This is a genomic window from Myxococcaceae bacterium (assembly GCA_016000045.1).
Lineage (GTDB): Bacteria > Myxococcota > UBA727 > UBA727 > JABDBI01 > AER2-1.
In genome coordinates, this window is sequence record JAECQY010000004.1 from 32,927 (window position 1) to 58,252 (window position 25,326).

Genomic DNA, 25,326 nt, shown 5'->3' on the forward strand with positions numbered 1-25,326 from the left:
CTATGTTCAAGCTTCTTCGGTCTCCCTCTTCCTACTTCGAGACTTTATCGCTTTCCGCCCCAGGGAATCGCTTTATCACTCAAGGATTTTTCTTTCTATGGTTTGGCATTTTCAGCGAACAAGCCACTCTCTACTTTTTAACCCGTCTCGCAAAGACATCTCCACGGATTCTTGAATTAATATCCGCTCAACAATTCAATCTCATTCAGAATGAAAATGTGTTGCAGCTGGTCCTATCTCCTTTGATCGCTTTTTTCGGAATTTACCTGTTTTCGAGCCTTCTGCATGTGTTCCTCAAAATTGCTTCAGCAAATCCAACGGAGCTAGATTACGACAAGACCCTGAATCTAGTCGCTGTTTGCCAGCTTCCCAGGCTTTTTTCTTTTATTCCTTTGCTTGGCCCTGCTATCGCTCAAATCTGGGTTCTGATGTTAATGATGAAGGGTATCCAAAAATTTTACGGAATTCGTTACCTGCATTCGATCGTTTGCATCTTGATGGGAGTCTTTTTTCTGAAAATCTGTTGGGGTTCTGCTTTGCAGCTTATCGCACTTTCGTTGTAACCTCATACACGAGGGTATTTCATGCGACTTCTGATCTGTGCTTTCAGTTTTGTCTTTCTCTCTTGTACAGCGCCCAGACCGTTGAACCCAGCGGCTTTAGCGCAAGAAAATGCATGCGTCCAAAGTCTTCAGATTGAAGACTTCCAAGGAGCTCAAATCCGCTGTGAATTGTGCTTAGAGTATGATGAATCCGTTGCTGCATGCATGAATGGACTCGGATTGGTGGCTTATTCACGAGGAAACCGTAACAAGGCCGTGTCTTATTTTACCAAAGCCATCAAGCAAAGTAAAAATTTTGCGCAAGCTCGCAACAATCTTGGCGTCCTCTATTTTAAGGAAGATAACTTTTCGGGCGGGATCCCTTACTTTAGCGCAGCGGTTGAAATTGACCCAGGTTACGAAGATGCTCGATATAATTTGGGCCTTAGCTATCTCAGAATGGGTCAAGCCAACCTGGCCAAAGGAGCTTCTCAAAAAGCACTCGAAAATTTTAAAGATTCGCTGCACCAATATTTAAAGCTCATCGCCATTAACCCAGCCTATGTAAACGGATACCGGGATTTGGGCGTGATCTTTAGCATCAGGGCTTCCATGCAAACTTTGCAAGCCAAGCGTGAAGAAGACTTGAAACAAGCCACAAACTACTTTCAAAGTTGCCTGCAACTGGATTCTACTCATGAAACATGCCTCGAGAGTTTCGGGCAACTTCTATTGGTTGAGCATCAATACGAAGCAGCTCTGCAACAATTTACAGGCTGCTTAGCCAGCAATTCAAAGAATGCTGTTTGTATTTCCGGAATCGATCAATCTTACCAAGGCATCCAGTTCAAGAGTCAAGCCCTCCAGGACTATGTCGCTCAACTCAAGAAAGATCCCAAAAATGCCGATGCTCACGATGGATATTGCAGCATTCTATTCGAAAACGGAATGAACGACCTTGCTGTCTCAGAATGCCAGGCTGCCATCGCTTTGAACCCTAAGCTTTGTTCGGCCTATTATCAACTCGGCATGTATTACAAAAAAACCTTAAACAGCCCACAATCCCTCACGAATTGCCAATCCTTCGCACTTTGCCCAAGCTCCACCAAAGACCCGGAGCAGTCTGCACAGTGCAATCGTGTGATCACCACACTCAGCAATGGCCAATGACGCAATCACTGACTATTACCGATGGACCCTCCCAAGGCTTTGTGTTTGAGCTGGCCGCCAAGCAGTCCGAAATTTTCATTGGGCGAGAAAAATCATGCACCCTCGTTTTAGACAGCAAAAGTGTTTCACGGAAACACGCCCTCATTCGGCAGGATATTGATGGCGTTTGGCTTGAAGATCTGAAAAGCAAAAATGGTGTTTGGTTGAATGGAAGCAAGATATCCAAGCCCGCTTTATTACAAGATGAAGCGCAGATTCAGATGGGCGATATTCACTTACGTTTTTCCGATTCCAATGCAGCAATTCTTAAAAAGCTCTCGACTGTTCCAGCGTTCCATGAGGCAGAAACGGCAGATTCGAGCTCTTCAATCGCAAATTCGAACGTGCTCTTGGAAGACTCGACACCCCAGAGCATGCCCTCTCCCTGGTTAGACTATGTCTACATTGGATCAATGGTGGTTGTGGTGGCCGGACTCATCGTAGGTGCCTTGCTATGGTTCAACAACTAATATAGTTTGCGAGGACCTATGTTCTGTTGCCAATCTTGTGGTCAAACACAGCAAAAATGGATGGGCAAATGCCCGGCTTGTCAATCTTGGAACACGCTAACAGAAGAGGTCTCTTCCGACCGACTCAAAAAGCCAAAACGGACTCCAGGGCCGAAACCAACTCGAATCACAGAGGTTGTTCATGAATTTGTGAAACGATACTCTTTTGGTCTGGCTGAGCTCGATCGAGTTCTCGGAGGCGGACTTGTTCCCGGCTCCGTCACCCTCATCAGCGGGGAACCGGGTATCGGCAAAAGCACCTTGCTGCTCACCTGCGCCCATCGCATTGCCGAGCTGGGTCAAACCGTTCTTTACGTTTCAGGAGAAGAATCTCTCACGCAAATTCACATGACCGCCGAACGACTCGGTGCCTTAAATCCTCGACTTTTGCTGTTGGCTGAGACCAACTTAGAATCTGCCAGGCAAGCCATCGAAGAGACTCGGCCGAACGTTTTGATTTTAGATTCGGTTCAAACGCTCTATTCTCCGGAAATTGGTTCTGTAGCGGGCTCTGTATCGCAAATACGAGAAGTAACAGCTCAAATCGTTCAACAAGCTAAAAGCAACAACATGGCAACTTTTTTAGTGGGCCATGTCACCAAAGATGGCCAAATCGCAGGCCCACGTTTGCTCGAGCATATGGTTGATACCGTGCTCTACTTTGAGACGGCACGTTCAGGGCCGTATCGATTCTTACGAGCCCACAAAAACCGTTTTGGTTCCACTCAAGAGTTGGGCGTGTTTGAAATGCGCTCAACGGGTTTGATTGAAGTCAGCAACCCATCCGCTTTTTTTCTAGCCGAACGCCCTGTGGGCCGACCTGGCTCTGCGATTGCCGCCGCCATCGAAGGTTCTCAGCCAATCTTAGTCGAAGTTCAGGCTCTTTGTGTGCAGACCTTGTTCGGAAACCCAAGACGGACCACGGTTGGAATCGAATCCACTCGATGCGCCATGATCGCTGCTGTCTTGGAAAAGCACGCCGGTATCGCTCTATCGGGCTATGATTTATTTCTCAACGTGGCAGGAGGCGCTATGTTAAGTGAAACAGCGGTCGACCTTCCGGTGGCAGTTGCTTTGGCTTCTAGCTTGACCGGCAAAGCCGTTGAAGCGGATCTGGTGTGTTTTGGAGAAATCGGCCTATCCGGAGAGATTCGCGGGATACACCGCGTTGAATCCCGTCTACAAGAAGCAAAACGCATGGGGTTTCGAAGAGCTGTTCTCCCGCAGGTGAGCCTGGAAGGACTTAGCGTACCCAGCGGGTTCGAAGTTATCTCGGTAAGCACACTCTCGAAAGCCATGGAGGCTGCATTATGCCTTGGATCTTGAAAACCGAACCTTCTGAATATTCGTTTGCGGATCTGGAACGCGAGAAAATAACCCGTTGGGATGGAGTCCGCAATTATCAAGCTCGCAACAATCTCAGATCCATGAAAACAGGCGATCCTTGCTTGATTTATGAATCCGTTGGACCCAAAAAAATCGTAGGCTCGGCAAGAGTCTCTCAAGAAGCCTACCCAGACCCCAAAGACCCTTCCTGGCTTTGCGTCGACATTGCTCTGGGATCGCGATTTCCCAACACTGTCTCGCTTGATTTCTTGAAGTCAGACCCGGTTCTCAGCCAAATTTCACTGGTCAAACAATCTCGACTCAGCGTCTGTCCAATCACCCAAGGTGTGTATCAAAGCATCGTCCATGTGTGCCAGCTTTCAAGTCTTTGAACCCCAGCGTGATTGTCAATGCTTGGAATTCATGCCAAATTGAGGCTTCATGTTTGACCTGCTCACAGACCCCAATACCTACCTCAGCCTGATGACACTCACAGCGCTTGAAATTGTTTTGGGAATCGATAACATTTTGTTCTTAAGCATTGTTGCCTCTCGACTGCCCAAACATCAACAAGAAACCGCTAGGCGTCTGGGACTCTCTCTTGCTCTCATCGGTCGTTTGTCACTTTTATTTAGCTTGTCTTGGCTTCTCTCTCTGCATGAGCCCCTATTGGTTCTCGCGGGCTACGTTTTTTCGGCTCATGATCTGGTCCTTGGCTTGGGAGGGCTATTTCTGATCTACAAGGCCACTCAAGAAATTTATCTCTCGCTCGAAGGCCGGGAAGAGGCAAGAGAAGTCAAAGTACTTTCTTTGCGATCCGCTTTGGTTCAAATCTTTCTTCTAGATATCGTATTCTCATTGGATTCCATCATTACTGCGGTCGGATTAGCCAACCAGATCGCGATCATGTCGATTGCTATTTTGATTGCTGTGGTGATTATGCTCTTTGGCTCCCGCTATGTGAATGATTTCCTCGAAAAGCATCCTTCTATGAAAATCCTAGGCCTGGCATTTTTGTTGTTAGTCGGGGTACTGTTGTTTGCGGATGCACTCGGAACCCATTTTCCAAGAGCTTATGTTTACTCGGCGCTCGGATTTTCGGCATTTGTTGAATTTTTGAATATTCAACATCGAAAAAATAATCGCGCTGCATGAACCTTTTCCTGGGGATCCTTCGACTTAAGATCCATGAGTCGAAGTGATCAAATGGAAGCCAGGCAGACACAAACTTGATTCCTGTCGTACTTTCGCTTAATCTCCCTTCCATGCCTTCTGCAGCCTTCGTTTTTGGATTGAAAATGCTCCACTGGCCCTGCTATTTTCGATTTCTAGCAAATCTTAATAAGCCCATTGCAGCGCAAGATCTCGTCCTTTCTCAAATTGTCACCTGTCTTTCGAACACAAAGTACGGGCTTCTTTTTAATATTAACCGAAGAGATCCCTATCCTGAACTCATTCAAAAACTTCCGTTGGTCAGTTATGAAAAGCTCAAACATTGGATTTTACGTCAGCAAAATAGCCTCAGCGATCTTTTAGTGAACGAGTCGGTGATTCGATATGAGCTCATAAAAGACAATTCAATTGTACCTTATACAAAATCATTAATCCGTTCTTTTTATCAATCGTTTTCTATTCAGCTCGTTAGCACACCTCAAGAAGAACTGGATCTGGATGGCTGCCTAAATTACTATCGTTCTTACTGCTCTGGCGGCACATCTTCCTTTCCGTTTCAGGCTGCTCCGTATTTTGTGGAAGGCCCTTTGTTTGTTAAAATAAAAGGCAGCCCGGGCTTATTGCCTTTAGTCTCCGAGGTTTTCTTTGAATTTCAAAGCGCCTCAAAATCTATTTTACGGCTTCACGAAGTTTGTGAAGGAGACACCTACGAGCTTGTGATTACCCAAAAATCGGGACTCTATCGCTATCGAACCGGGATCCGTGTTCGAGTGGGAGCTCTGTTTCGAAAAACTCCAACCTTTGAGGTGCTAGAATGCTGAAGCGAATATTCTTTTTCGTCAGCCTCACTTTAATCAGCACAATGGCAACGGGAAGAACGTGGTATCCCACGAAACTTTATCTCGATTCGAAGCCCATTCAGGTCTACTTTAACGATGGCGATACCTTTCATTATCTTTCGAACGGAGCCCGCATTTCGGCTCGCTTAACAGGGTACAACACTTTGGAGTCGTTCGGGCCCATCCACCAGTGGGGGCAATGGACGCCGGAAGAACTCTTTGGAATCGCCAAAGCAGCAACCCAAGAAGCTCGCAAAGGAAGCTGGTATTGCCATTCTGGAAGCCATTCAGACACATACGGTCGCCAGCTCGTCTCTTGCCCCGACTTGGCAAAACATTTAATCGATCGCGGACTCGCTCACGTCATGCTGATCAATTCAACGGAAAGATCTCCTCTCCTCTCCTTCCAAGCTCAGGCCATCCAAAATCAATTGGGGTTTTGGAAGAAAGGTGTACCAGCGTATGTTCTTAGTTCCGTCCACAGTGCCGATGAATCGCATCGCCGTGCTTACGATCGACTCGTATCCACACAAACAGGGCGTTCGTTTCTCATTGTACACAATCGCACCTACTCTCCCTGTCAAAAAGTTCAACATACATTGTCTGCTTCCGAGTATTCTTCGAGTATGGTTTACCTCCTGTCAAATCAACGTTATAGAGCGTCTAATCCGTGTTAGGTCATGAAATTCGGCCCCCCTTTGCAACAGGGCTTTGAGCTGTCAGAGTGCACAGGATGAAAGGCATGAATGATTTATTCGCCAAAGAGCTCGAGATCCGAAAAGTAATTTGTGACAAGGCGATTCATGCGTTTCAGGTTTACGGTTACGAGCAACTTCAAACCCCGGTTCTAGAGCAACTTTCTCTCTTTGCGCGCAGCGCAGGTGAAAACAGCGATATTGTTTCCAAAGAAATGTATTCGCTCGAGGATCGAGATGGAACGCTGCTGTGCATGCGGCCTGAGGGGACTGCCGGGGCTGTTCGAGCGCTGGTCGATTCGGGTTATTTCAATCAAGACCCTGAAGTCAAAGCATTTTATATTGAACCGATGTTTCGACGCGAACGCCCTCAGAAAGGCCGTTTGCGCGAATTTACTCAAATTGGAGCTGAATACTTCGGTGTCCCGACTCCGGAAGCCGACATTGAATTTTTAGCCATGATCTACGACTGGCTTTCCAGCCTTCCGATTGGACCCATTGAATTGGTCATTAATTCTCTCGGTGAGAGTTCGGAGCGTCAACACTACCTGGATGCTTTGCAAGTTTTTTACACGCCGCTTCAAGAAAAGCTTTGCTCAGACTGTCAACGGCGCCTAACAAAAAACGTCTTACGACTTCTGGATTGCAAAGAGCCCAAATGCATCGCGCTCGCAGAGAATTCACCGCAACTATCAAAATACCTTGGGGAAACATCCCTCACGCACTTTGAAACCGTCCAACAAGGCCTCCGAAATCTCTTCATTCCTTTTCGCGTTTCGAATAATTTGGTTCGAGGCCTGGATTACTATACGCGTACCGTATTTGAATTTGTGTCGCATTCCGGTCTTGGTGCGCAAAATACGATAGCTGGAGGTGGGCGCTACGACGGACTTGTTGAGGAACTTGGAGGCCTCAAGGTTCCGGCAATCGGTATGGCAGCAGGCCTTGAACGCTTGGTGATCCTCCTCGAAGAACAAGGTTATCAACCTGAGCTGAAACGCCCAGTTTGCACACTCGTTTACGCCGATGAGCCCGGACAAAAAAAAGCTTTTGAGCTTCTAATGGCAGGTCGTAGGCAAGGTCTGTATCTGGACATGGATCCGAAAAATCGCAGCGTGAAATCGCAAATGCGGCGCGCAGATCGAAAACAATCGCAATTTGCGGTTGTTCTGGGCGAAAACGAAGTGCTTTCTGGAACAGCTCAGTTGAAAAGCCTAGCCGATGGAAATAGCCAACCGATGGAACTGACTGCTCTGCTGGTTGAGTTAAAAAACTGCGATCGTTGATCGATCGAAGCCCGTCTAGGCAGCCAATCGCATTCGTTCATCCCCACGATATTGAAGAGCTTCTCCAACGTGGTGTGCATCCACAACCCCTGATCCCTCTAGATCAGCAATGGTTCGTGAGACTCGCAGGACACGATCGTATGCACGAGCACTCAGCCCCAATCGCTCAATGGCTTGAGCCAATAATTCTTGCCCTCCAAGGCTTGGAATCGCGCATGCCATTAACTGAGCTTTGCTCATGGTCGCGTTCAATTTTCCTGCTCCCAAACGAGTTGTTTGAATCTTCTGGGCTGCTATCACCCGTTCCCGTACTCGCGCTGAATCTTCACCCGCTCGAGCGCTTTGCAAAGCGACTAAATCCACCGGTGGAACATCGATGTGCAAATCAATACGATCTAACAGCGGACCACTTAAACGGCCTTTATACCTTGAAATATCGATAAAGCTGCATCGACACCGTCGCCTCGGGCTCCCAAAATTTCCGCAAGGACACGGATTCATCGCCGCGACTAACATGATTTTGGCAGGATATTTAATCGTGGCATTGGCCCTGCTTAAAACCACTTCTCCTGATTCCAGAGGCTGTCGAAGGACTTCCAGAACATTGCGAGAGAATTCGGGTAATTCGTCCAGAAATAACACTCCGTTGCTGGCAAGACTCAGTTCTCCTGGCCTCGGGATTCCACTGCCACCCCCAATCAATCCTGCGCGAGTCATCGAATGGTGCGGAGCTCGAAAAGGACGCTGCGCAATCAGTCCACCATTGGCTAAAGTCAGTCCAGCCGCAGAATGAATACGAGTTACCTCTAAAGCCTGCACTTGATCCATCGCTGGAAGAATGCTGGGAAGGCATCGAGCCATCATCGTCTTACCAGAACCAGGCCCTCCCATCATAATCAAATTATGGCCCCCTGCTGCAGCTACTTCTAATGCACGCCGTGCTTGATACTGCCCTCGGACATCTGCGAGATCAAGCTCTTGTTCTAGATGAACCGGCATCGATTGAGCAACCGCTTTTGGAACGCGCTCATCGTTTCCAGTATTCAGAAACTCCACGGCATCTCGAAAACATTCTACCGATCGGACTTCGATCCCTTCGACCAATGCAGCCTCCGATCCATTCTCTCGGGAAACCAGCAGCCTGCGAAACCCCATCTCTTTAGCCAGTTGGGCTGCGGCGAGTGCACCTCGAACCGGCCGAACTTGACCTGACAAAGACAGTTCTCCCAACACAAAGACTCCTTCAAGCTCTTGAGGAGGAACAATCCCTTGTGCCGCTAGGATGCCCAAGGCGATAGGGAAATCAAAGCCGGTTCCCTCTTTGCGCAAATTGGCAGGAGCTAAGTTGACGGTAATGCGCCCAGATGGAAACAAGTAGTCTGAGTTTGAAATGGCTGCTTGAACGCGTACCCTGGCCTCTTTGACCGTATTTTCAGGCAAACCCACCGTTGCAAAACCTGGCAAGCCGTTGGCAATATCAATTTCGACTTGAATAGGAACAGCGTCAATTCCTTGAACAGTAGCGCAGTGAACGATAGCGAGCATAGCGGATACTTTCTTCGAAACATCTTTTTTGGCTCATCGCCAGCCTATTCAGCGATCGCTTGCACGAATATCTTTGACACGAAGTTGGATGCGACGCCTTCCCATCCATTCATTTCGGTCAGGAGTGACCAATAAATCCACTGATTCATCGAAAAGCGCTCGCTGTTCAGCCATTCCAAAAGCGATCACTTCAATCGGCTGCGTTGCATTCAATTCGGCTTTTAAATGCCCGCCTTTAAGTTCTCGAACCTGGCTGACTCGAGCGTTTCGCAAACAAAATACAGGCTCTGCATTGGATCGACCGAACGGCGCTGCCTGAGCGAGCCAATCAATCAAGTCTTCGCCAAGATCTTCGGGAGCAATTTCACCATCATGCCAAATAAGGGGCACCAAGTCTTCCGGTTTTAGCACTTGAGCAGCATGATCCTGCAAGGCATCTTGCAGAAGTTCAAAATTTTCCCAATCGACGTGAACCCCCACTGCGTGCGCATGGCCTCCGAAACCAATCAAGACGTCTTGGACCGCACAGAGGGCCTCATGAAGATGAAAGCCCGGAATGCTACGACCCGAACCTTTGCCATTGGTTCCAATCACCAGGCTCGGTTTGCCCGTTTTCTCGACCAATCGACTCGCGACAATCCCCACGACCCCAGGGTGCCAGCTATCACGTCCTAAGACATAAATCATCGCATTTCGATGTTGATCGTTTGTTGCGATTTCATTTAATGCTTCCGCAACAATATGTCGCTCGAGTTCTCGTCGTTCTTGATTGGCAGCATCCAGCTGCTCGGCAATGGTTAAAGCAGCTGAATAGTCTTTGCTGCGCAGAAGCTCGAAAGCACTCATCGCGTTATCCAAGCGACCTGCTGCATTAATGCGTGGGCCTAAGTGAAATCCTAAGGTGCCTGAGTTGACTTTATGAAGATCCACCCCTGCAGCGTCCAGCAAAGCTTTGATTCCAGGCCTCGGGGATTTTCGAATTAATTCCAGACCTTTCTGAACAAAAATGCGATTGTCCTCGATCAACGGAACCACATCCGCCACGGTTCCGAGAGCCACCAAATCAAGCAGCCTCAACAAATTGGGTTCGGGTCGTGTTTGGAAAAAGCCACGTTCACGCAGACTCTTGCGAAGAGCAATACACAGATTAAAGACGACGCCAACAGCGCACAGATGCTCCGCATTTCGATGGCAGTCTTCTCGATGAGGATTGATCACAGCAACCGCTTCTGGAAGGTTCACCGGAACCGTATGATGATCAATCACGATCACATCAATCCCTTTGCTGCGAGCAAGCGCAATTTCCTCGTGTGCGGTGACACCGCAATCCACTGTAATCAGCAGATGAACTCCCTGGGCCTCCAAGCGCTCAAGGCCCGCCTGAGAGAGCCCATAACCTTCCGTCAAGCGATTCGGAAGCGTGACAAAAACAGACGCTCCAAGGCTCTCCAAAAACTCGGCTAAAGTGACACTGGATGTCACTCCATCTACGTCGTAGTCTCCAAAAATACCGATCCGTTCACCTTTGCTCAAAGCCTGCATCAAACGTTGACAAGCTTCTTGCATTCCCGCCAACGCATCGGGGTCTGGCAAGTCGGATAGGCTGGGTTTGAGATAAAGCTTGGCTTTATCCAAAGTATCCATGCCGCGCGCCACGAGAATGCGAGCCAGAAGCCGATGAATATCCAGCTCTATCACCAAACGGTTCACCGACTCTTGTTCAATTTCTCGCTCAACCCAACGCCGCATAGACCCCCGAAGGTATCATTGTGCTCTTGACTTGGCTACCCCACGCCGAAATCTTTGCTCTATCTCTAAAAGCTTGGCTTTATTGGGAATTCCTCCGGCATAACCAGTCAATTTGCCATTGGCTCCAATCACTCGATGGCACGGAACAAGAATCGATATGGGATTTTTTGAATTCGCCAACCCAACGGCCCGAGCTGCTTGCGGAGAACCTATTTCTTTTGCAATCTCAGCGTAAGTTCGAGTCTGCCCATAGGGAATACGCTGAAGGGCTGCCCATACACGAAGCTGAAACTCGGTTCCTTTTAATTCCAGTGGAACCGTGAATTCCTGCCTGAGTCCTTGCTCGTACTCTTCGAGTTCCTTTAAAACCTGAGCAATGAGAGGCGGATGGCCATCGCTGATTGCAAGGTCCGAAAAATAGACGCCTGTGATGGCGTGTTCATTCGTTTCTATTCTAAGTTTCACTCTGACCATATCAAAGACCAGCAACGGGATTAAAGTCAATATGGTGCCTTCGAAGGCCGTACACGCCTAGAACGGAGCTGCCACAAAAAGCGGTGTTCCGTTTCGAAGTTCTAAAGAATCGGCATGAAGAGCATGGCCTTGCCTCCAATCGATACGAGAATCGCCGTATAGGCTATCTCCGACCAACGGATGCCCGACAGCAGCTAAATGGACGCGGATTTGATGTCTGCGGCCTCCTCGAATTTGGACTGCCACTCGTGTGAAATGACCTTCAACCTTCATCGGCTTCACAAAAGTCTGAGCCGGCTGAGGATGGCCTCGAAAATAGCGATGCTTAGGCGTTATCGCGATCATCTTCGATCGATTTCTCAAATGATGCGCAATCGCGTATTCAATACAGAGTTCTGATTGCACAAAACCCTGCACCAACGCCACATAAGTCTTTCGAATCTCTGCTCGGGAAAAAGCTGCGCGATAAGCGTCGTAAGTCTGTTCGTTGCGAGCAAAAACCAAGATACCCGACGTTCCGGTGTCCAGCCGATGAACCAACCCTCCTTCACGCAAATCTCTCGAAGCTTTTAAGACATCCGGGCAGCGTTGCCCAACCCACTCCAAAGCGGTATCCCCTTTCCAGGCCAAGAGTGGATGACAGGGCATACCCGCTGGTTTATTGATTGCCACACAATCGCTGTCTTCGTAGATAAGCAAGTTAGGTTGAACATAGGTTTGAACGATCAAATTGCAAAGCACTTTTAACAAAACTCAACGGTGCCTCAATTCATCTTCCAACACTTTAGTGAGCTTGAGTGCTTCTTCTTGCCAATATTTCTCATTCTGATGAAGTGATCTTCCGGCTTCTGAAGTCCTTGCCTGGAAAGCCAGTTTGGCAACACGTTCTTTTTCGAGTTGCTTAGAGGTCTTTTGCTCTTGAATGGCTTTTAACAATTCTTGTGCTGCTTCTTTTTTAACCATCTCCAAATCAATCCCTCGCTCTTGAAAGTTTTGCTCCAATTCAGGAATCTCTTTTTGCATCCTATCTAGAGCCGATTTGAGTCGTTCGTCTGTTTCGCGGATTCGTTCTTCTTCAAGGCGTCGTGTAATCGGCTCTTTGATCTGGTCCGATGGAAACAGGGCTTGCCGCATGCTTAAAGCAATTCCCCCCACCACCAATCCTGCCCCTGCGCCTACCAGCGCAAAAGGCAGTGCAAAGGCACTTCCGATGGCGATCGTAGCCCCAACAATTCCCATGGAAACAATGCCTGCTATTTTCAGTGCCCTATCTCTCAGATCCGCTTGCTTCCAATCTTCTCGAATGTAAGCCCAACGTTCTTGAAGGGTTCGCCTGATGCCAGCCAGGATGCCTTTTTCTTGAATATCCACGTTCAAATTCCCAGCGGCTTGCAAACTCTGCCTAATCAGCACGTACTTCGCAGCTTCGGCAACGCGATCTTGCAGTGTTCCACTTGCATTGACGCCGGTGATTAAGGCATTCACCGTTACTTCTGCATTGCGATGGTCTGTGGCTGCTTTCGCAATCTTTCTTTCCGCATTTCCTTGTAAATAACCAGCCCCCAAAGCAGCAACAGCACCCAATATGGGACCCCCAAACAAAGAACCAACGGCAAACACAGTCTTACTGGCAAGAGTTTCGCCAAACAATGCTTGACCCATGCGGCTGGACTCCGGAAGCCAATCGGCTAAATACAGCATGGCAATGACCTCTGGGGGCATCACATCGATTTCCTTGGCCGCTGCAATATTGCCTCGCGATCCAAGAAGCATATCTTTCACGATGTTTTCTGTGCTACCCCGATTCCAAGCAGCTTCAATAAAGCCTTTGTTCTTGAGGATATCGAAAGCATGCTGAATATTGCCGGCAAATTTTTGGGCCTCCAAAGGGTGAGCGTTCACCCAACTCGTTAGTTTTTTTGCGTATTCTGCAACTTGATAAAGCGGATCTGTTGGCTTCAATCCATTTAATTGAAGCGGTCTCATCGTGACCAAATTACGCAGGGCGCTCACGGTTGTTCGAGCAAGGCCTTGCACTGTTTCTGAGAGGCTGGTTAAGCCATTGAGAGCGAGTTGCCGAGTGGTTTCGATCTCACGGAATTGTTCAGCAAGATCCAGGCGATCGAGAACCACAAAATTCTTCACCAGATTCCAAATCGGAAGACTCTCAAAATGAGAAACGCGGTCGTACCTTCGTTTGTTTTCTCTATTGGCTAATTTTTGGAGTTCGAGCAAGGACTGACGATATTGCAGGTTAAGATTTTGAAGTTCTTCTTCTAAGCCTTCTAATGCACTGGCCAGGCTTTTTCTTTCTGACGCTTCGGTTTGATTCAGGTCTTTCGCAGCGCCTAACATAGTTTGCCTGAACTGGATTGACTTTTTTTGAAGCACGAGCCAGCGGGCTCTTAGGTTATTGGTTTCAATATCAAGACCGTTTTGCTCTTGTTCATAGATAAACCGAGCTCGATAAGCTTTTTCGCGTTTATCGAGATGTATCTTTTGGATTTCGTTCAAATAGTCGAGCTGACTCTTAAAATGCTTAAGCTCCTGGGCTTTCTCGACGAAGGCTGAATAATGTAGAAATCTTGAAATTTCGGGTACGTTGGCAGCTGGTTCAGATGCCAGGAGCTCGAACAGAGTTTCAACGGAGTCTTGATGTATCATTTTTTCATTTATAATCGCAATTATTTTTTTCGAATTTTCAGAAAGCTTTGATTGCAAAATATTTCGATAATATTCATGCAAATTTTCTTTTGATTTCTTAAATTCAGCATCCTCTTGAAATTTTTCGAGTTCCCATTCTGCCTGGGTCATTTGCGTATCGAGCGCACGACGGATATCATCATCGACACGTTCCTGGTTTGTCATTTCTGGTATGGATTGCTCAACTTCCTGAAGTCTTAGTAAATTCGCATTCTGTCTATCTGATATGTCTTTTCTTTTGATTAATATTTCGGATTCTATTTCTTGCGATAAATCCGAATTATAACCAGTATAAACAGATTCTTTCCAAATAAAATTTTCAGATAAAAAATATTCTTTTAATTGAAATTTTATCACCGTTCTTTTGATTGCAATTTGCTCTACGACATGCGTAAACTGAGAAATAAATCCAATCGCATTTGGATGATGAGAGAACTCCTGATACACGTCACGAACAGCTCGATGAAACAAAACTTCATTATTGGCCAGGGAATCAAGATGCGATTCAGGCACAGTACGAATCATGACTGCTTGTAAATAAAGCATTTTCTTTTCAATCAGTTCACCGATAAATTTGTTTATTTCTGAAGAGTCAGCAAAAATCCTAGCGTTTTTTCTCAATTCTTGCATTTTTTCTTCTTTCTCTGATACAAGATAATGCGTGATTTGATCTAGTTGCTCTTGAGCATGGATGATTTCGTTTTTGATCTGAGCTTGTATTTCTGAAACTTTGCCATTTATCAAACCATAAGCATTGGCAAGGAAGCGAATGTAGGAACCTAAGAGTATTTGAGCTTGGTTCAGCTTTTCAATCTCAGCATCAAATTGCCTGGCTGACGAATCGAAATTCACGAATACATCCGTTCGGATATGCTGCAACAATAGCTCAGCCCCTACTTTTTGTGCTTCCATTAAATCCGGCCCAATTTTTGAGATAAGTTCGTCTCTTTGCTTTCTGCCAGCGGCTTCTTCCTTGCTTTCAAACCACCCAAGGGTCCATTTTTGCAGCGAAGCAAAGATTCCTTGTGAAATATCGAAGGGCTTCCAAGAAGAGGCGGCTCGGAGGTAATCCGGTATCAATTTGATAAGTTCGGCCTGAGCTTCAACGGTTTCCTCCGAAGCGCCATCGACTAATCTCTTTAATTTGTTCGATTTTTCTTGATAATCAACCTGAATACTCATTGCTTCGCTTAAGTCTAAGGATTGTTCATTTTTCGTTTTTAGAAACTTAATTTCATCTCTCAGCTCTGCAGATTCTTTCGAAAATTCCTTTGGAGTCATTTTGGGTTTGCTGCGAGCATAGAAGATTTGGGCTTGATCGAATCGTTGCTGCTCAGTGGAGGGAGAATCCTCAAAGGCATTGCCTATCGCTTCGTAGGTTTCACGAAGAGTCTGAGGAACTTTAAAGAGATGTTCAAACCCATCAAAGAGTTCTGGATCGTAATCATTTTTAGATTGATTTTGAAAAATGATAGGAGCAGCAGAGTACCATTCTGGATGTAAGTCTCTAAGTTTTTTATTTTCTTCTTTGGCTCCCAGCAACTCAGACTTCAGAACGTGATCTTGAATTAATCCGGTCTCTTTTGAAAGTTCAATGATGTATTTATTCAAAGCACTGTTTTTTGACTGATCATCGTTCGCTTGTTGAACTTCTAGGAATGCTTTTCTTAAGTCATCGTTAAAATACTTCGGATCAATATTAGCAAAACCTTCTGAATTTGCTTGGTATGAATCCATCGAACGCGGCAATAAGTCTGAATCTTCTGAATAGGCATTTTTAAAGCGATTTCTAAAATAACTGCCCAATAAACTTCTAAGCATTCACAAATAATACCTAAAACGAGCCATTTAAAGCAAAATATTTATCCAGCCCTCTTTTATGGCTTTGAGGCTCGATTGCCATTGTCGACAATTTTTGTCATAGAGCAGCCGAATGGACTCAATCGATTCTGCATTAGACGCACTACGGGCAGGAAAGCTTATCTTGCTCGTGGATGATCAAGACAGGGAGAATGAAGGCGATTTGGTGATGGCAGCCGAAAAGGCAACGCCCGAGTCTGTCAATTTCATGATTCAGCACGGCAGTGGCATTGTCTGCGTGACGCTGAGCATCGAGCAAGCGAAGCGGCTGGAGTTACCTCTAATGGTACCCAAAAAAAGCAGCCATAGCCATTTTGTCGCTGCTTTTACGCATTCCATTGAAGCCGCTCACGGTGTCACAACAGGGGTATCGGCTGCCGATCGAGCACAGACCATTCGAATCGCTGCCAACCCGAATAGCCGTCCAGCAGATCTTTCCAGACCCGGGCACGTATTTCCTTTAATTGCTCGAGCCAAAGGAGTTTTGGAAAGGCCCGGTCACACGGAAGGTTCGGTTGACTTAATGAAGCTCGCAGGCCTAGCTCCCTCTGGAGTGCTTTGCGAGTTGATCAATCCAGATGGAACGATGTCTCGGATGCCTGAGATGAAAGAGTTTGCAAAAAAGCATAATTTGGTTATCCTCTCCATTCAACAGTTAATCGAATACAGGAAAGCCAATGAGTAGGTTTGCGATTGTCGCAAGTTGTTTTAATAAGCTGATTGTCGACCCGCTTGTGAGCGGAGCGCAGCACACGCTCTTGAAAGCAGGAATCCCGGAACAGAACATTGAGTTCATATGGGTACCTGGTGCTCTTGAGATCCCCATTACAGCCCAACGCCTATCTCGTTTGAAGCGATTTGATGCGATTGTCTGTCTGGGTGCCGTCATCAAAGGCAATACCGACCATTACGAGCACGTATGTCGAGAAGTGTATCGGGGTATGACGCGAGTCAGCCTAGACTCAAACTTGCCGATTACCGCAGGCGTTTTGACCGTAGAGACGATTCAACAGGCTCTCGAACGCGCGGGAGGAACGGCTGGGAATGCAGGTTCTAACGCAGCACAAGCAGCGTTTGATCTGGTCCAGATATTGGACAAATTGGGAGCCGCAGCATGAGTGGCCAAAGGCACCGTGGCAGAGAATCGGCTCTTCAAGTCATGTATCAAGTGGATGCGGGCACGGAGCCCAAACAGGCTCTCCAGGATTTTTTCAATCATTTTGCACTCTCTCAAGAAGGTATCGATTTTGCACGCGAGCTGGTACACGGAACCACTGAGCAACTCGCCCTATTGGATGAGAAAATCACTTCACACAGCCCCAAATGGCGCCTCGACCGCATGCCCGTGGTCGATCGAAACATCTTAAGGCTAGGAACCTACGAGCTTACTTTTACGCCCGATCTTCCACCCAAAGTCGTCCTAAACGAATGGATTGAAGTGGCAAAGCGTTATGGTAGCGAACAATCTGGTTCATTTATCAATGGGGTCCTCGACAGCATGCTATGAAGCGCGACTATTACGATGTTTTAAATCTTTCCAAAGGAGCGCCTGATCGCGAGATCAAGGCTGCTTACCGAAAGTTGGCTCACGAGTTTCATCCAGATAAAAATCCTGGCAACCAAGAAGCAGAGGAGAAATTCAAGGAAGCTTCCGAGGCGTATTCCGTATTATCAGACGCGGAAAAGCGTGCTCGTTACGACCGTTTTGGCCATGCTGGATTCTCAGGCCATCATCAAGATGATTTTTCAATCAACTTAAATGATATTTTTGGGGATATTCTCGGCGATCTCTTCGGCCAAGGGACTGGAAACCGCCGTTCTCAGGTTGGACAACGAGGAGCTGACTTGAGATACAATCTCGCCATTCGTTTTGAGGAGGCTGCGTTCGGTATCGAGCGTGAGATCACCTTGAAACGCCTCGATGCTTGCAGCTCTTGCCAAGGTTCCGGGGCCAAAGCAGGCTCCAAGCCCGTTCCCTGCCGAACCTGCGGTGGGCTCGGAGAGGTCCGCATCTCTCAAGGGTTCTTTGCTGTGGCTCAAACCTGCCCACACTGCCAAGGGCTGGGCCAGACGATTAAACATCCTTGCATCGATTGCCGAGGATCTCGACTGAAACAAGTTGAGAAAACTTTGAAAGTCAAGGTCCCTGCAGGCGTTGACACCGGAATGAAACTGAAGTTTAGCGCAGAAGGCGATGAGGGTCTTCAAGGGGGACCTCGAGGCGATCTTTACGTTGTTCTGTCTGTTCAGGATCATCCCATTTTTCGACGCGATGGCCATCACGTCTTCATAGACCTCCCCATTTCTTTTGCGCAAGCCGCTTTGGGAGATCAAATCGAAGTCCCGACTCTCTACGGCCCTTCGATCTTGTCTATCCCGCCTGGAACTCAGACGGGGCACGTTTTTAAATTGACTGGAAAAGGATTTCCAACACTCAAGTCGAGCGGAAACCTTCGAGGTGATCAACTGATTCAAGTAACCCTGACTGTCCCTAAAAAACTGAATGACGCCCAGAAAGAAGCACTGAAGCAATTTGCTGTCTTGATAACAGACGATAGTCAAATGCACGAAAAAAGCTTCTTTGAACGCGTTAAGGATCTTTTATGACCTGGAATGAACAAAGCCCATTTGCCGACCTATTTAATGCTTCTTCCTCCGTACCCAAAATGCAGCTCAGAGTCGGCGAGCGAACTCAAGGTATCATCATTCATTTGTCTAGAGATACTGCTTTTTTAAGCCTGGATGCTAAAAACGAGGCCATGATCCCTATCTCTGAATTGGAGAATCCAGCGATTGGACAGATCATTGAAGCCACGGTTTCATCCTTCGAGGATCAAATCTGGTTGACTCTCAAAGGACAAAAGTCTGCAGGTCCCACTGGAAGCTTGGTGGAAGGCAAAGTGACGGCAGCCAATTCGGGTGGAGTAGAAGTTGATTTAGCTGGTCAGAAAGCTTTCTGCCCCATTGGCCAGTTGGATATTGGTTACATTGAGGATCCGAGCCAATTCATTGGCAAAACTTTATCTTTCTTGGTATCGCAATCTTCGGCCAAACGCCTGACTCTCAACCGTAAAGCTTTGCTTCTTAAAGATCGACAAGAAAAGACCAAGGAACTCCTTGAAACACTGGCACTGGGTCAACGCCTCGAATTACCGGTTTCACGAGTTGCCGACTTCGGCGTATTCGTGGATTTTGGACATGGAATTGAGGGTCTCGTTCCACAGTCCGAGATTGGATATGGAAAAGTCTCAGTAGGAGATCGCGTTTTGGCAGAAATCATACGCATTGAACCCGATCCGAAACGACCCGGCCAAGCTCGCATTTCACTTTCACTCAAAGCAGCTCTCCCAAATCCATTTGAAGTGTATGGCAATCAATTGCTCTCTGGAGCAGCACTCGTCGGAACTGTCTCCAAGATCGAAGGATACGGTGCTTTCGTAACCTTGTTCCCGGGAGTCGATGGCTTGGTTCACATCAGCGAGTTGTCGCAAAAACGCATCCGTCATCCAGATGAAGTTGTCAAATTAGGTGATACCGTAGCCGTTCGAATTCTTGAAGCCGACTCATCAACGAAACGTATTTCACTCACGCTCAAAGAATCCGATGCTGAAAATTCTGCTGGAGCCCCTATGAACTCTACGAAAAGCCTTGGTACTTTAGGAGACTTGATGATTAAATCGATCGCCTAAAATCGGAACAGAACCCAAAGATGCTAAACTACTTGACACGATGTCAGGAGGTTTGGCGAAATGTGGAGGCAGGTTCTCGTTTTCAGTACAATGCTTTGGGTTGGTTGTGTCGGCAGCTCCGTGACTTGCGATCCGACGGTCACGAATCCGAACTGCCCGGATGGCAGAATCTGTGACCCGACGGGCATTTGCCAAAAAACCTGTGTCAGCAATACAGACTGCACCGATCCGGGAACCATCTGCGATTTAAGCGTTCAATCACCTGCCCCATTTCCTCTTTGCCAAAAAGATTGTAGCTCTGCTCTGTGCCCCAACGGGCAGCTTTGTTATCCTCATGTTATCCCATCGACCAACGCTCAAGATGCTGATCAAACCCTGCAAACATGCAAGCAGAAATGCCAGTTTGGAGATGGTATTTGTGGAGTGGAGAATAAGAATTTCAACTGTCAAAGCGTCTTGGGTAGCAATTCAAATATTTGCTACGGGCCTTTTTCATCCTAAAATAGCCGGACACGCGCTTGCGCTGATGCTGCTCAGTGCCTGCCAAACCCTTCCTGTGACGCAGCACCCTTCTATCCACCTAGGCATTGAAATTCGCTCCGTTGCGTCTGGCAAAGTGATCTATTCACAGAATGCTGATCAGCCATTTATTCCAGCCAGTACAGTCAAACTCTTAACGATCGCTACCGCATTAGCAAAATTAGGACCTTCTTATCGTTTTCGGACGGATGTTTTTTACGATGGCAATCTTTATTTGAAGGGCTCCGGCGATCCTAGTTTTTCACTGCATGATTTAGACAACCTTGCGGCTCAAATTAAGCAACTTGCTCCAGGCCCGATTCAAGATTTGGTCCTTGATTCCAGTGTTTTTGATCAAGATCTCTACGGCCAGGATTGGTTGCCCGAAGATTTTAGTTTTGCATACTCCGCACCCGTTTCAGGGATTAATCTCAACTTGAATCGCCTCATCCTGACTTTTCTGCCCAATGGAAAAATTCTTCTGGATCCTTTGGCTTTTTTCATCCAATTGGAACAAAAGGGTCGTCGATTCAAGCTGAAAGGCCCAGGCATCGAAATTGAGGATACCTTACCGATAGAGAATCAGATTCGCTACAAAAGCTATGCGATCAAAAATCCGGAAAAATGGGCTCTTGCCCTGTTTCAAGAATCCTTAAAACGCTTTGGAATTCAGGTCAAAGGCAAGCTACGCATTGGCTTTGTACCCAGTGGGCTTTCCACTTTGACGGATCATCATTCACCCTTGCTTTCTCAAATGCTCATCAATTACACGAAATTTTCCAATAATTTAGCCCATGAAGCTTTATTGAAAACTCTGGGACACGGAAGCTTTCAAAAAGGCCTGGAGATCGTCAGAACCTTTACTCGGATTCAAGGAATTGTGGATGGATCTGGACTATCTCGTTCAAATCGCGTGACTCCTACGGAGATGACTCAATTTTTACTTCGAGAAGCTCAAAATTTTCAAATTTCTCCAGAACTGATGGCTTCCCTTCCCATTGCAGGAAAAGATGGTACCTTGAAATCCAGATTGATAGGAAATGCTGCCACCAACCATCTCCGAGCCAAAACCGGAACGATGAAGGGCGTCCGGGCTTTAGCAGGATACTTTCTAAGCCAATCCGGTAATCTTTGTGCCTTTTCAGCTTTCACGAACCATCTTCATCCCAATGCTTTTGATCGACACATAGACTCTTTGCTTAAAAATCTTTAAATGGAACCTTTGACAACAAAACAACAAGAGAAGCACACTCATATGAATCCACGCGGCAGTTTTAAAGAAGTTGTTCAGGTTTCTTGGCCTTTGATGGTCGGGATGCTTTCGTTTACAATTATGGATGTCACAGGCACCTTGATGGTCGGACGGCTCGGCACGAGAGAACTCGCAGCCGTGGGAATGTCTACATCCGTGATGTTCTTAATCAATTCTTTTTTCATTGGTTTTTTTGAAAGTGTTAAAATTTTGGTCTCGCAAGCCATGGGAGCCAAACAGCAAGAAACTGCGCAGATTGCTGGGTGGCAGGGGCTCTTCTTAGCCATTCCAATGGGTTTTGCGGTGATCGGGCTAACCTACTTGGGACCCATTTTATTTTCATTTTTTGGAAGTTCTGAATCTTTGCGGGCGCTTACTGAGCACTATTTTGGCCTGCGTCTTTGGGCAACCCCTTTTTGGTTCGTTACTTTGGTGCTCTCAAGCTACTTCCAAGGGACCGGTAACACACGCCTGCCCATGCGAATCAACTTATTCATGTGTCTTTTCAATGTGGTAGTCAACCAAATTTTAATTTTTGGCCTTGGCCCCATTCCTGCGTTTGGAATCGATGGTTCGGCCTATTCTACGATTTTGTGCGATTTTGGGGGAATGGTTGTGATCTTAGTGGCCTTTTTGAAAAGGGTCGACCTCAAACCACAGATCCACTTGCCAATGATTCGCAAGCTTTTTTCGCTGGGAGTACCCGTTGGAATTCGTTGGCTCTTGGATACCGGAGGCTGGACCTTTGTGGTGGGCATGATCGCTCGGCTGGGCGAAGTCCCTCTGGCTGCCAATCAAATTGCAACCAAAATCATGTGTTTAAGCCTGCTGCCTGTGTATGGAATCTCGGAAGCTGCCTGCATTTTAGCGGGTCAATCCGTTGGAGCTGGAGATATCCCTGCCTTGAAGCGCTCTTATTGGGCAACCTTGCAACTATCGGTTGGCATCATGATCATCACCGGCTTGATTTTTGCTTTAAGCCCAGGCCCTTTGGTCCGTTTATTCCAAAATAATTCAGATGTTCTGCTCGTGGCGTCCGAAGTATTGATGCTGGTGGGATGCTATCAAGTTCTGTCCGCTCTTTCACTAGTGACCGCCGGAGTTTTGAACGGAACCGGTGATACTCGATTTACGATGGTGCTTCTCATCCTCAGCAGTTGGTTCGTCATGGTTCCAGGAGCGTATCTGTTGGGTATTCACATGGAGCTTGGGGTTTTCGGCATGTGGCTGTCTCTTATCGCACACGAAACCGTTCTAGTGATTGGCACTCAATGGCGTTTTCATTCAGGTCGCTGGCGAAACCATCTGGCCATCTAGTAGAGAAACTATTTCCATAAACGTTGGTCAGAAAAATTTATTTGGGTGGTGTATCACCGCCATCCGAATTTTCAGTCACCGTTCCGGTTTCCCTCAAGCGCCTCAGCCATAAATCAGTTCGTCAACGAGAGTAATCTTGGCTTTATGAATCGAATTTTCGCTGTCGCATTGTTTTGTCCTCTGCTAGTTTGGCACGTTCTAACTGATTTTGAGCCTGCGTCCTTACTATCAGAATTCTCGTCCGGTAGAGAAAGTAGTACGCTGATGCCCAATTGGAATACCGGACGAAGTACAATGTTTTTCTAGTGTGTTTGATGTCAGGCTTTTGTCTCGCACAAGCGATCAATCCTTGTGAGCAACCGTTTCCGGCTTGGATTCTAGATCCACACTACCGAACGGCAGTAGATCCGACCTAATTGGCTCAAAATGTCCGAACGGGGCTGATCCTCGACATTCTCGCTTGCAATGACAACCTGCCCCCGCCGGATTAGCAAGACAGTCCGACCCGACTCGCCTTGGGCTTCAATGATTTTGCGGTACCATGCGAGGGCTATCTCGGGGAACTGGGCGTTATTGCTGGGAGTTCGCGGGGCTTGGGGAACAATGGCTTATCGGATCGGAGTTTCCAGAACTCATCGCAAGATACAATCCGTTACTAGAACCCCGCTACATAATAGACAACGGTAGACTAAAAGCCAATGCGATATTTTTATTGAACATAACTTCCTCGCTTCTTACTCTTGTTATCTGTTTTTCATAGTTCCGATAGAATGCGATCTACTTCGCCAATGATAGGCTGCGCAAGATCCGTTATCCAACCTTTATTCCGGAAGACTTTGATCTCCTCACCATCTTTCCATGCGGGGACTAAGTCTAAAAAAACCTTCGTTGATTTAGACTTTAGACGCAAATCCATAATTTTTTCTTTGTTTTTTGCTTTCAAAATCTTCTGATTTTCAGGGAATCGTATCGGATTATCTTCCATGTTTTTATCACCAACCCAATCTAATAGAACTGTTGCGGCCCGTTCTCGAACTGCTGTAATATTTGGCTGACCTAAAACCTCCTCATCAAATATTAGAACATCAAAATCCCTAACCCTTGACACCTGGACTCCCTTAAAATGGCTTCCACGAATTGAAACCCCGAACCCCTTGGCCTTCAAACAATTCAAAACAAGAGTCAATGCAGCCTCTTCAAGCTGTATCGTTGTATCCATAGAACCATCTCCCATTTGTCCACCCGAGTACTGCGCTAAAAGTGAGCTCATGACTGTTTGATCACTCTCTGCCAACTCATCTCTTGCGCGTTTCATTGCATTCTGAAATGATGTTAACTCATAGAATCTTGCTTTAGTGGGTGAAAGTTTGCATGGTTCAAGTAATTTCTCGAAAAAAATTCTCGTTTTCGGCTGTACGGTAACAGCCGAACGTAAAGCTGGCGGAGGACGCAAAAGCTCTTCTTCTTCTTCCGCTTCTTCTCTAGTTCTTTGGTATTCAAGCACGCAATCTAGCTTTACTCCAGGGCGCGGTTTTTGGTTAGGAGCTCCAGCCTGGTTTTGATTTCCATTTGGTAAACTGAGCATACCTGGGACAAACAGTGTTGTTTTTTTTTCGATACCTGGAAAAATGCTATCACTTGTACCGATAACAACGCTATCAGTTTCATCTCGCTCAAAGACAATCGGACTTTCTAGGAGCTCATTCAATTCTTCCTGCATTTCCTCAACAGATTCGCCTTCCTGATCTCGTTTCCATAAGTACCGAGTCTCTTCAATCTTCTGTCTCAACTCTTTAATCCGCTCTTTTCGCTCTTCAACAAGCTCTTCAAAGGTTTTGTCGCGCTTCAAAGCAGTCTTGAATTCTTGCTCCCTTCGCTTCGCCTCTTCATTGACCTCTTTAGTCTTCGCAACGCCATCTTGAATGAAAGATACAATTTTCGACAAAAATGGCAAAGGAAACAAGCCTTGATTTAAGCCTGAAAAATTTGGCGGAGAGTGGACCATTTTGCCGACGCTCTTAAAGGCTTCTCTGAAACCAACCGGCTGTCCAATTGTAACTTCAGCATAAGAAAGTGAAGACAATAAAAATAAGTGAAAACCGAGAACAGAACTCTTACTCATTTCGAACCTCTTGGGATTATATCTTCGAACCCATAATCCACAACTATTCCACTAAAATTCTAATTACAACCCTTATTTTTTAACCCACCAGGGATTCCAGCGAACTTCGAAAAATCGCAAGAGATGCAAGAGCAATCAGTTATTTTTGAGAAAAATACCTCATTTTGACCAATTGAGGCTACTGGAGAATGAACCGCCCTTAGAGGAGATTACCAGTCGGAACTGATTGTGGCACACCCTCAGCTACCGTCGTATCGATCTCCGGTAGGATTCTCAAATACAGACCTTCAAAGCTCTCCAGCATAAAAAACTTAAAGATAGCCTGCAGCTCTTCGCAGACTCTTTCCCTTGTTGAAAGCTTTTATCCGATAGCTCCGAAAGCGGATCCATCAGAAACGCCAGCAGTCTCAATAAACTCAGATTGCTGCACAAATTCTGAGCCCCATCTCATAGCCTTGATTCTTCTCGGTCCCAAAGATTCTTTTGAAGGCTAGGTCATTTTTTGGGGGTCTAAGAA

The 25,326-nt window shown here is 46.7% G+C and carries 22 protein-coding genes; 16 read left to right on the forward strand and 6 right to left on the reverse strand.

Annotation, left to right across the window (positions count from 1 at the left end; genetic code table 11):
* The first annotated feature begins 2 nt into the window (after positions 1-2).
* From I8H75_02950 to I8H75_02990, 9 genes are all read left to right on the forward strand, one after another.
* Positions 3-563, forward strand: coding sequence for a YIP1 family protein (locus I8H75_02950; protein MBH2006287.1), 561 nt, complete (start codon positions 3-5; stop codon positions 561-563).
* Between the two features lie 21 nt (positions 564-584).
* On the forward strand, positions 585-1,712 hold the full coding sequence (locus I8H75_02955; GenBank protein MBH2006288.1) for a tetratricopeptide repeat protein: 1,128 nt from the start codon (positions 585-587) through the stop codon (positions 1,710-1,712).
* Positions 1,709-2,221 (forward strand): FHA domain-containing protein, encoded by a 513-nt coding sequence (locus tag I8H75_02960; protein ID MBH2006289.1) that lies wholly within the window; start codon positions 1,709-1,711, stop codon positions 2,219-2,221. The genes I8H75_02955 and I8H75_02960 overlap by 4 nt, the downstream gene beginning before the upstream one ends.
* Positions 2,222-2,239: 18 nt before the next feature.
* Positions 2,240-3,586: a DNA repair protein RadA gene (radA, locus tag I8H75_02965; protein ID MBH2006290.1), complete on the forward strand. Its 1,347-nt coding sequence runs from the start codon at positions 2,240-2,242 to the stop codon at positions 3,584-3,586.
* The gene (locus tag I8H75_02970) at positions 3,571-3,978 is read left to right on the forward strand and encodes an EVE domain-containing protein (protein MBH2006291.1); all 408 of its coding nucleotides are present in this window, start codon (positions 3,571-3,573) and stop codon (positions 3,976-3,978) included. The genes radA and I8H75_02970 overlap by 16 nt, the downstream gene beginning before the upstream one ends.
* A 49-nt stretch (positions 3,979-4,027) precedes the next feature.
* The gene (locus I8H75_02975) at positions 4,028-4,741 is read left to right on the forward strand and encodes a TerC family protein (protein MBH2006292.1); all 714 of its coding nucleotides are present in this window, start codon (positions 4,028-4,030) and stop codon (positions 4,739-4,741) included.
* A 110-nt stretch (positions 4,742-4,851) separates the two neighbouring features.
* Positions 4,852-5,580 (forward strand): GH3 auxin-responsive promoter family protein, encoded by a 729-nt coding sequence (locus tag I8H75_02980; protein MBH2006293.1) that lies wholly within the window; start codon positions 4,852-4,854, stop codon positions 5,578-5,580.
* Positions 5,574-6,275, forward strand: a complete 702-nt coding sequence (locus tag I8H75_02985) for a nuclease (GenBank protein MBH2006294.1) — start codon at positions 5,574-5,576, stop codon at positions 6,273-6,275. The genes I8H75_02980 and I8H75_02985 overlap by 7 nt, the downstream gene beginning before the upstream one ends.
* Before the next feature lie 65 nt (positions 6,276-6,340).
* Positions 6,341-7,579 carry a histidine--tRNA ligase gene (locus I8H75_02990; protein MBH2006295.1) on the forward strand — a complete coding sequence of 413 codons (1,239 nt, stop codon included), beginning with the start codon at positions 6,341-6,343 and terminating at the stop codon, positions 7,577-7,579.
* 15 nt (positions 7,580-7,594) lie between these two features.
* Here I8H75_02990 and I8H75_02995 read toward each other — a convergent pair whose 3' ends face one another.
* From I8H75_02995 to I8H75_03015, 5 genes are read right to left on the reverse strand one after another with little or no spacing between them, the layout of a single operon-like run.
* Positions 7,595-9,124, reverse strand: a complete 1,530-nt coding sequence (locus I8H75_02995; GenBank protein MBH2006296.1) for a YifB family Mg chelatase-like AAA ATPase — start codon at positions 9,122-9,124, stop codon at positions 7,595-7,597.
* A gap of 48 nt (positions 9,125-9,172) precedes the next feature.
* The gene (gene recJ, locus I8H75_03000) at positions 9,173-10,873 is read right to left on the reverse strand and encodes a single-stranded-DNA-specific exonuclease RecJ (GenBank protein MBH2006297.1); all 1,701 of its coding nucleotides are present in this window, start codon (positions 10,871-10,873) and stop codon (positions 9,173-9,175) included.
* Positions 10,874-10,888: 15 nt separating this feature from the next.
* Entirely contained in the window at positions 10,889-11,347 is a 459-nt protein-coding gene (locus I8H75_03005) for a methylated-DNA--[protein]-cysteine S-methyltransferase (protein MBH2006298.1), read from the reverse strand.
* Between the two features lie 57 nt (positions 11,348-11,404).
* Positions 11,405-12,046, reverse strand: a complete 642-nt coding sequence (locus I8H75_03010; protein ID MBH2006299.1) for an RNA pseudouridine synthase — start codon at positions 12,044-12,046, stop codon at positions 11,405-11,407.
* Between the two features lie 54 nt (positions 12,047-12,100).
* Positions 12,101-15,871, reverse strand: a complete 3,771-nt coding sequence (locus I8H75_03015; GenBank protein MBH2006300.1) for a hypothetical protein — start codon at positions 15,869-15,871, stop codon at positions 12,101-12,103.
* A 112-nt stretch (positions 15,872-15,983) separates the two neighbouring features.
* On the opposite strand from I8H75_03015, the gene ribB reads away from it, so the two are divergent.
* The 7 genes from ribB (at position 15,984) to I8H75_03050 (ending at position 22,687) form a co-directional block, all read left to right on the forward strand.
* Positions 15,984-16,595 carry a 3,4-dihydroxy-2-butanone-4-phosphate synthase gene (gene ribB / locus I8H75_03020; GenBank protein MBH2006301.1) on the forward strand — a complete coding sequence of 204 codons (612 nt, stop codon included), beginning with the start codon at positions 15,984-15,986 and terminating at the stop codon, positions 16,593-16,595.
* Entirely contained in the window at positions 16,588-17,028 is a 441-nt protein-coding gene (locus I8H75_03025; GenBank protein ID MBH2006302.1) for a 6,7-dimethyl-8-ribityllumazine synthase, read from the forward strand. The genes ribB and I8H75_03025 overlap by 8 nt, the downstream gene beginning before the upstream one ends.
* Positions 17,025-17,417 carry a transcription antitermination factor NusB gene (gene nusB, locus I8H75_03030; GenBank protein ID MBH2006303.1) on the forward strand — a complete coding sequence of 131 codons (393 nt, stop codon included), beginning with the start codon at positions 17,025-17,027 and terminating at the stop codon, positions 17,415-17,417. The genes I8H75_03025 and nusB overlap by 4 nt, the downstream gene beginning before the upstream one ends.
* Positions 17,414-18,517 (forward strand): molecular chaperone DnaJ, encoded by a 1,104-nt coding sequence (gene dnaJ / locus I8H75_03035; GenBank protein MBH2006304.1) that lies wholly within the window; start codon positions 17,414-17,416, stop codon positions 18,515-18,517. Before nusB ends, dnaJ begins: the two co-directional genes overlap by 4 nt.
* Positions 18,514-19,599: a S1 RNA-binding domain-containing protein gene (locus I8H75_03040; GenBank protein ID MBH2006305.1), complete on the forward strand. Its 1,086-nt coding sequence runs from the start codon at positions 18,514-18,516 to the stop codon at positions 19,597-19,599. Before dnaJ ends, I8H75_03040 begins: the two co-directional genes overlap by 4 nt.
* Positions 19,600-19,933: 334 nt before the next feature.
* The gene (dacB, locus tag I8H75_03045) at positions 19,934-21,331 is read left to right on the forward strand and encodes a D-alanyl-D-alanine carboxypeptidase/D-alanyl-D-alanine-endopeptidase (protein ID MBH2006306.1); all 1,398 of its coding nucleotides are present in this window, start codon (positions 19,934-19,936) and stop codon (positions 21,329-21,331) included.
* A 42-nt stretch (positions 21,332-21,373) separates the two neighbouring features.
* The gene (locus I8H75_03050) at positions 21,374-22,687 is read left to right on the forward strand and encodes an MATE family efflux transporter (GenBank protein ID MBH2006307.1); all 1,314 of its coding nucleotides are present in this window, start codon (positions 21,374-21,376) and stop codon (positions 22,685-22,687) included.
* A 754-nt stretch (positions 22,688-23,441) separates the two neighbouring features.
* Here the strand turns inward: I8H75_03050 and I8H75_03055 are convergent.
* Entirely contained in the window at positions 23,442-24,809 is a 1,368-nt protein-coding gene (locus tag I8H75_03055; protein ID MBH2006308.1) for a hypothetical protein, read from the reverse strand.
* Positions 24,810-25,326 lie beyond the last annotated feature (517 nt).

Excerpts from the sequence above, each read along its gene's own strand:
- I8H75_03005 (MBH2006298.1), bottom strand. The coding sequence starts at position 11,347 with ATGGTCAGAGTGAAACTTAGAATAGAAACGAATGAACACGCCATCACA.
- I8H75_03055 (MBH2006308.1), bottom strand. The coding sequence starts at position 24,809 with ATGAGTAAGAGTTCTGTTCTCGGTTTTCACTTATTTTTATTGTCTTCA.
- dacB (MBH2006306.1), top strand. The coding sequence starts at position 19,934 with ATGTTATCCCATCGACCAACGCTCAAGATGCTGATCAAACCCTGCAAA.
- I8H75_03040 (MBH2006305.1), top strand. The coding sequence starts at position 18,514 with ATGACCTGGAATGAACAAAGCCCATTTGCCGACCTATTTAATGCTTCT.
- radA (MBH2006290.1), top strand. The coding sequence starts at position 2,240 with ATGTTCTGTTGCCAATCTTGTGGTCAAACACAGCAAAAATGGATGGGC.
- I8H75_03025 (MBH2006302.1), top strand. The coding sequence starts at position 16,588 with ATGAGTAGGTTTGCGATTGTCGCAAGTTGTTTTAATAAGCTGATTGTC.
- I8H75_02975 (MBH2006292.1), top strand. The coding sequence starts at position 4,028 with ATGTTTGACCTGCTCACAGACCCCAATACCTACCTCAGCCTGATGACA.
- I8H75_03015 (MBH2006300.1), bottom strand. The coding sequence starts at position 15,871 with ATGCTTAGAAGTTTATTGGGCAGTTATTTTAGAAATCGCTTTAAAAAT.
- I8H75_02950 (MBH2006287.1), top strand. The coding sequence starts at position 3 with ATGTTCAAGCTTCTTCGGTCTCCCTCTTCCTACTTCGAGACTTTATCG.
- I8H75_02970 (MBH2006291.1), top strand. The coding sequence starts at position 3,571 with ATGCCTTGGATCTTGAAAACCGAACCTTCTGAATATTCGTTTGCGGAT.
- I8H75_02985 (MBH2006294.1), top strand. The coding sequence starts at position 5,574 with ATGCTGAAGCGAATATTCTTTTTCGTCAGCCTCACTTTAATCAGCACA.
- I8H75_02980 (MBH2006293.1), top strand. The coding sequence starts at position 4,852 with ATGCCTTCTGCAGCCTTCGTTTTTGGATTGAAAATGCTCCACTGGCCC.
- ribB (MBH2006301.1), top strand. The coding sequence starts at position 15,984 with ATGGACTCAATCGATTCTGCATTAGACGCACTACGGGCAGGAAAGCTT.
- I8H75_02955 (MBH2006288.1), top strand. The coding sequence starts at position 585 with ATGCGACTTCTGATCTGTGCTTTCAGTTTTGTCTTTCTCTCTTGTACA.
- I8H75_02960 (MBH2006289.1), top strand. The coding sequence starts at position 1,709 with ATGACGCAATCACTGACTATTACCGATGGACCCTCCCAAGGCTTTGTG.
- I8H75_03050 (MBH2006307.1), top strand. The coding sequence starts at position 21,374 with ATGAATCCACGCGGCAGTTTTAAAGAAGTTGTTCAGGTTTCTTGGCCT.
- I8H75_02995 (MBH2006296.1), bottom strand. The coding sequence starts at position 9,124 with ATGCTCGCTATCGTTCACTGCGCTACTGTTCAAGGAATTGACGCTGTT.
- dnaJ (MBH2006304.1), top strand. The coding sequence starts at position 17,414 with ATGAAGCGCGACTATTACGATGTTTTAAATCTTTCCAAAGGAGCGCCT.
- I8H75_02990 (MBH2006295.1), top strand. The coding sequence starts at position 6,341 with ATGAATGATTTATTCGCCAAAGAGCTCGAGATCCGAAAAGTAATTTGT.
- recJ (MBH2006297.1), bottom strand. The coding sequence starts at position 10,873 with ATGCGGCGTTGGGTTGAGCGAGAAATTGAACAAGAGTCGGTGAACCGT.
- nusB (MBH2006303.1), top strand. The coding sequence starts at position 17,025 with ATGAGTGGCCAAAGGCACCGTGGCAGAGAATCGGCTCTTCAAGTCATG.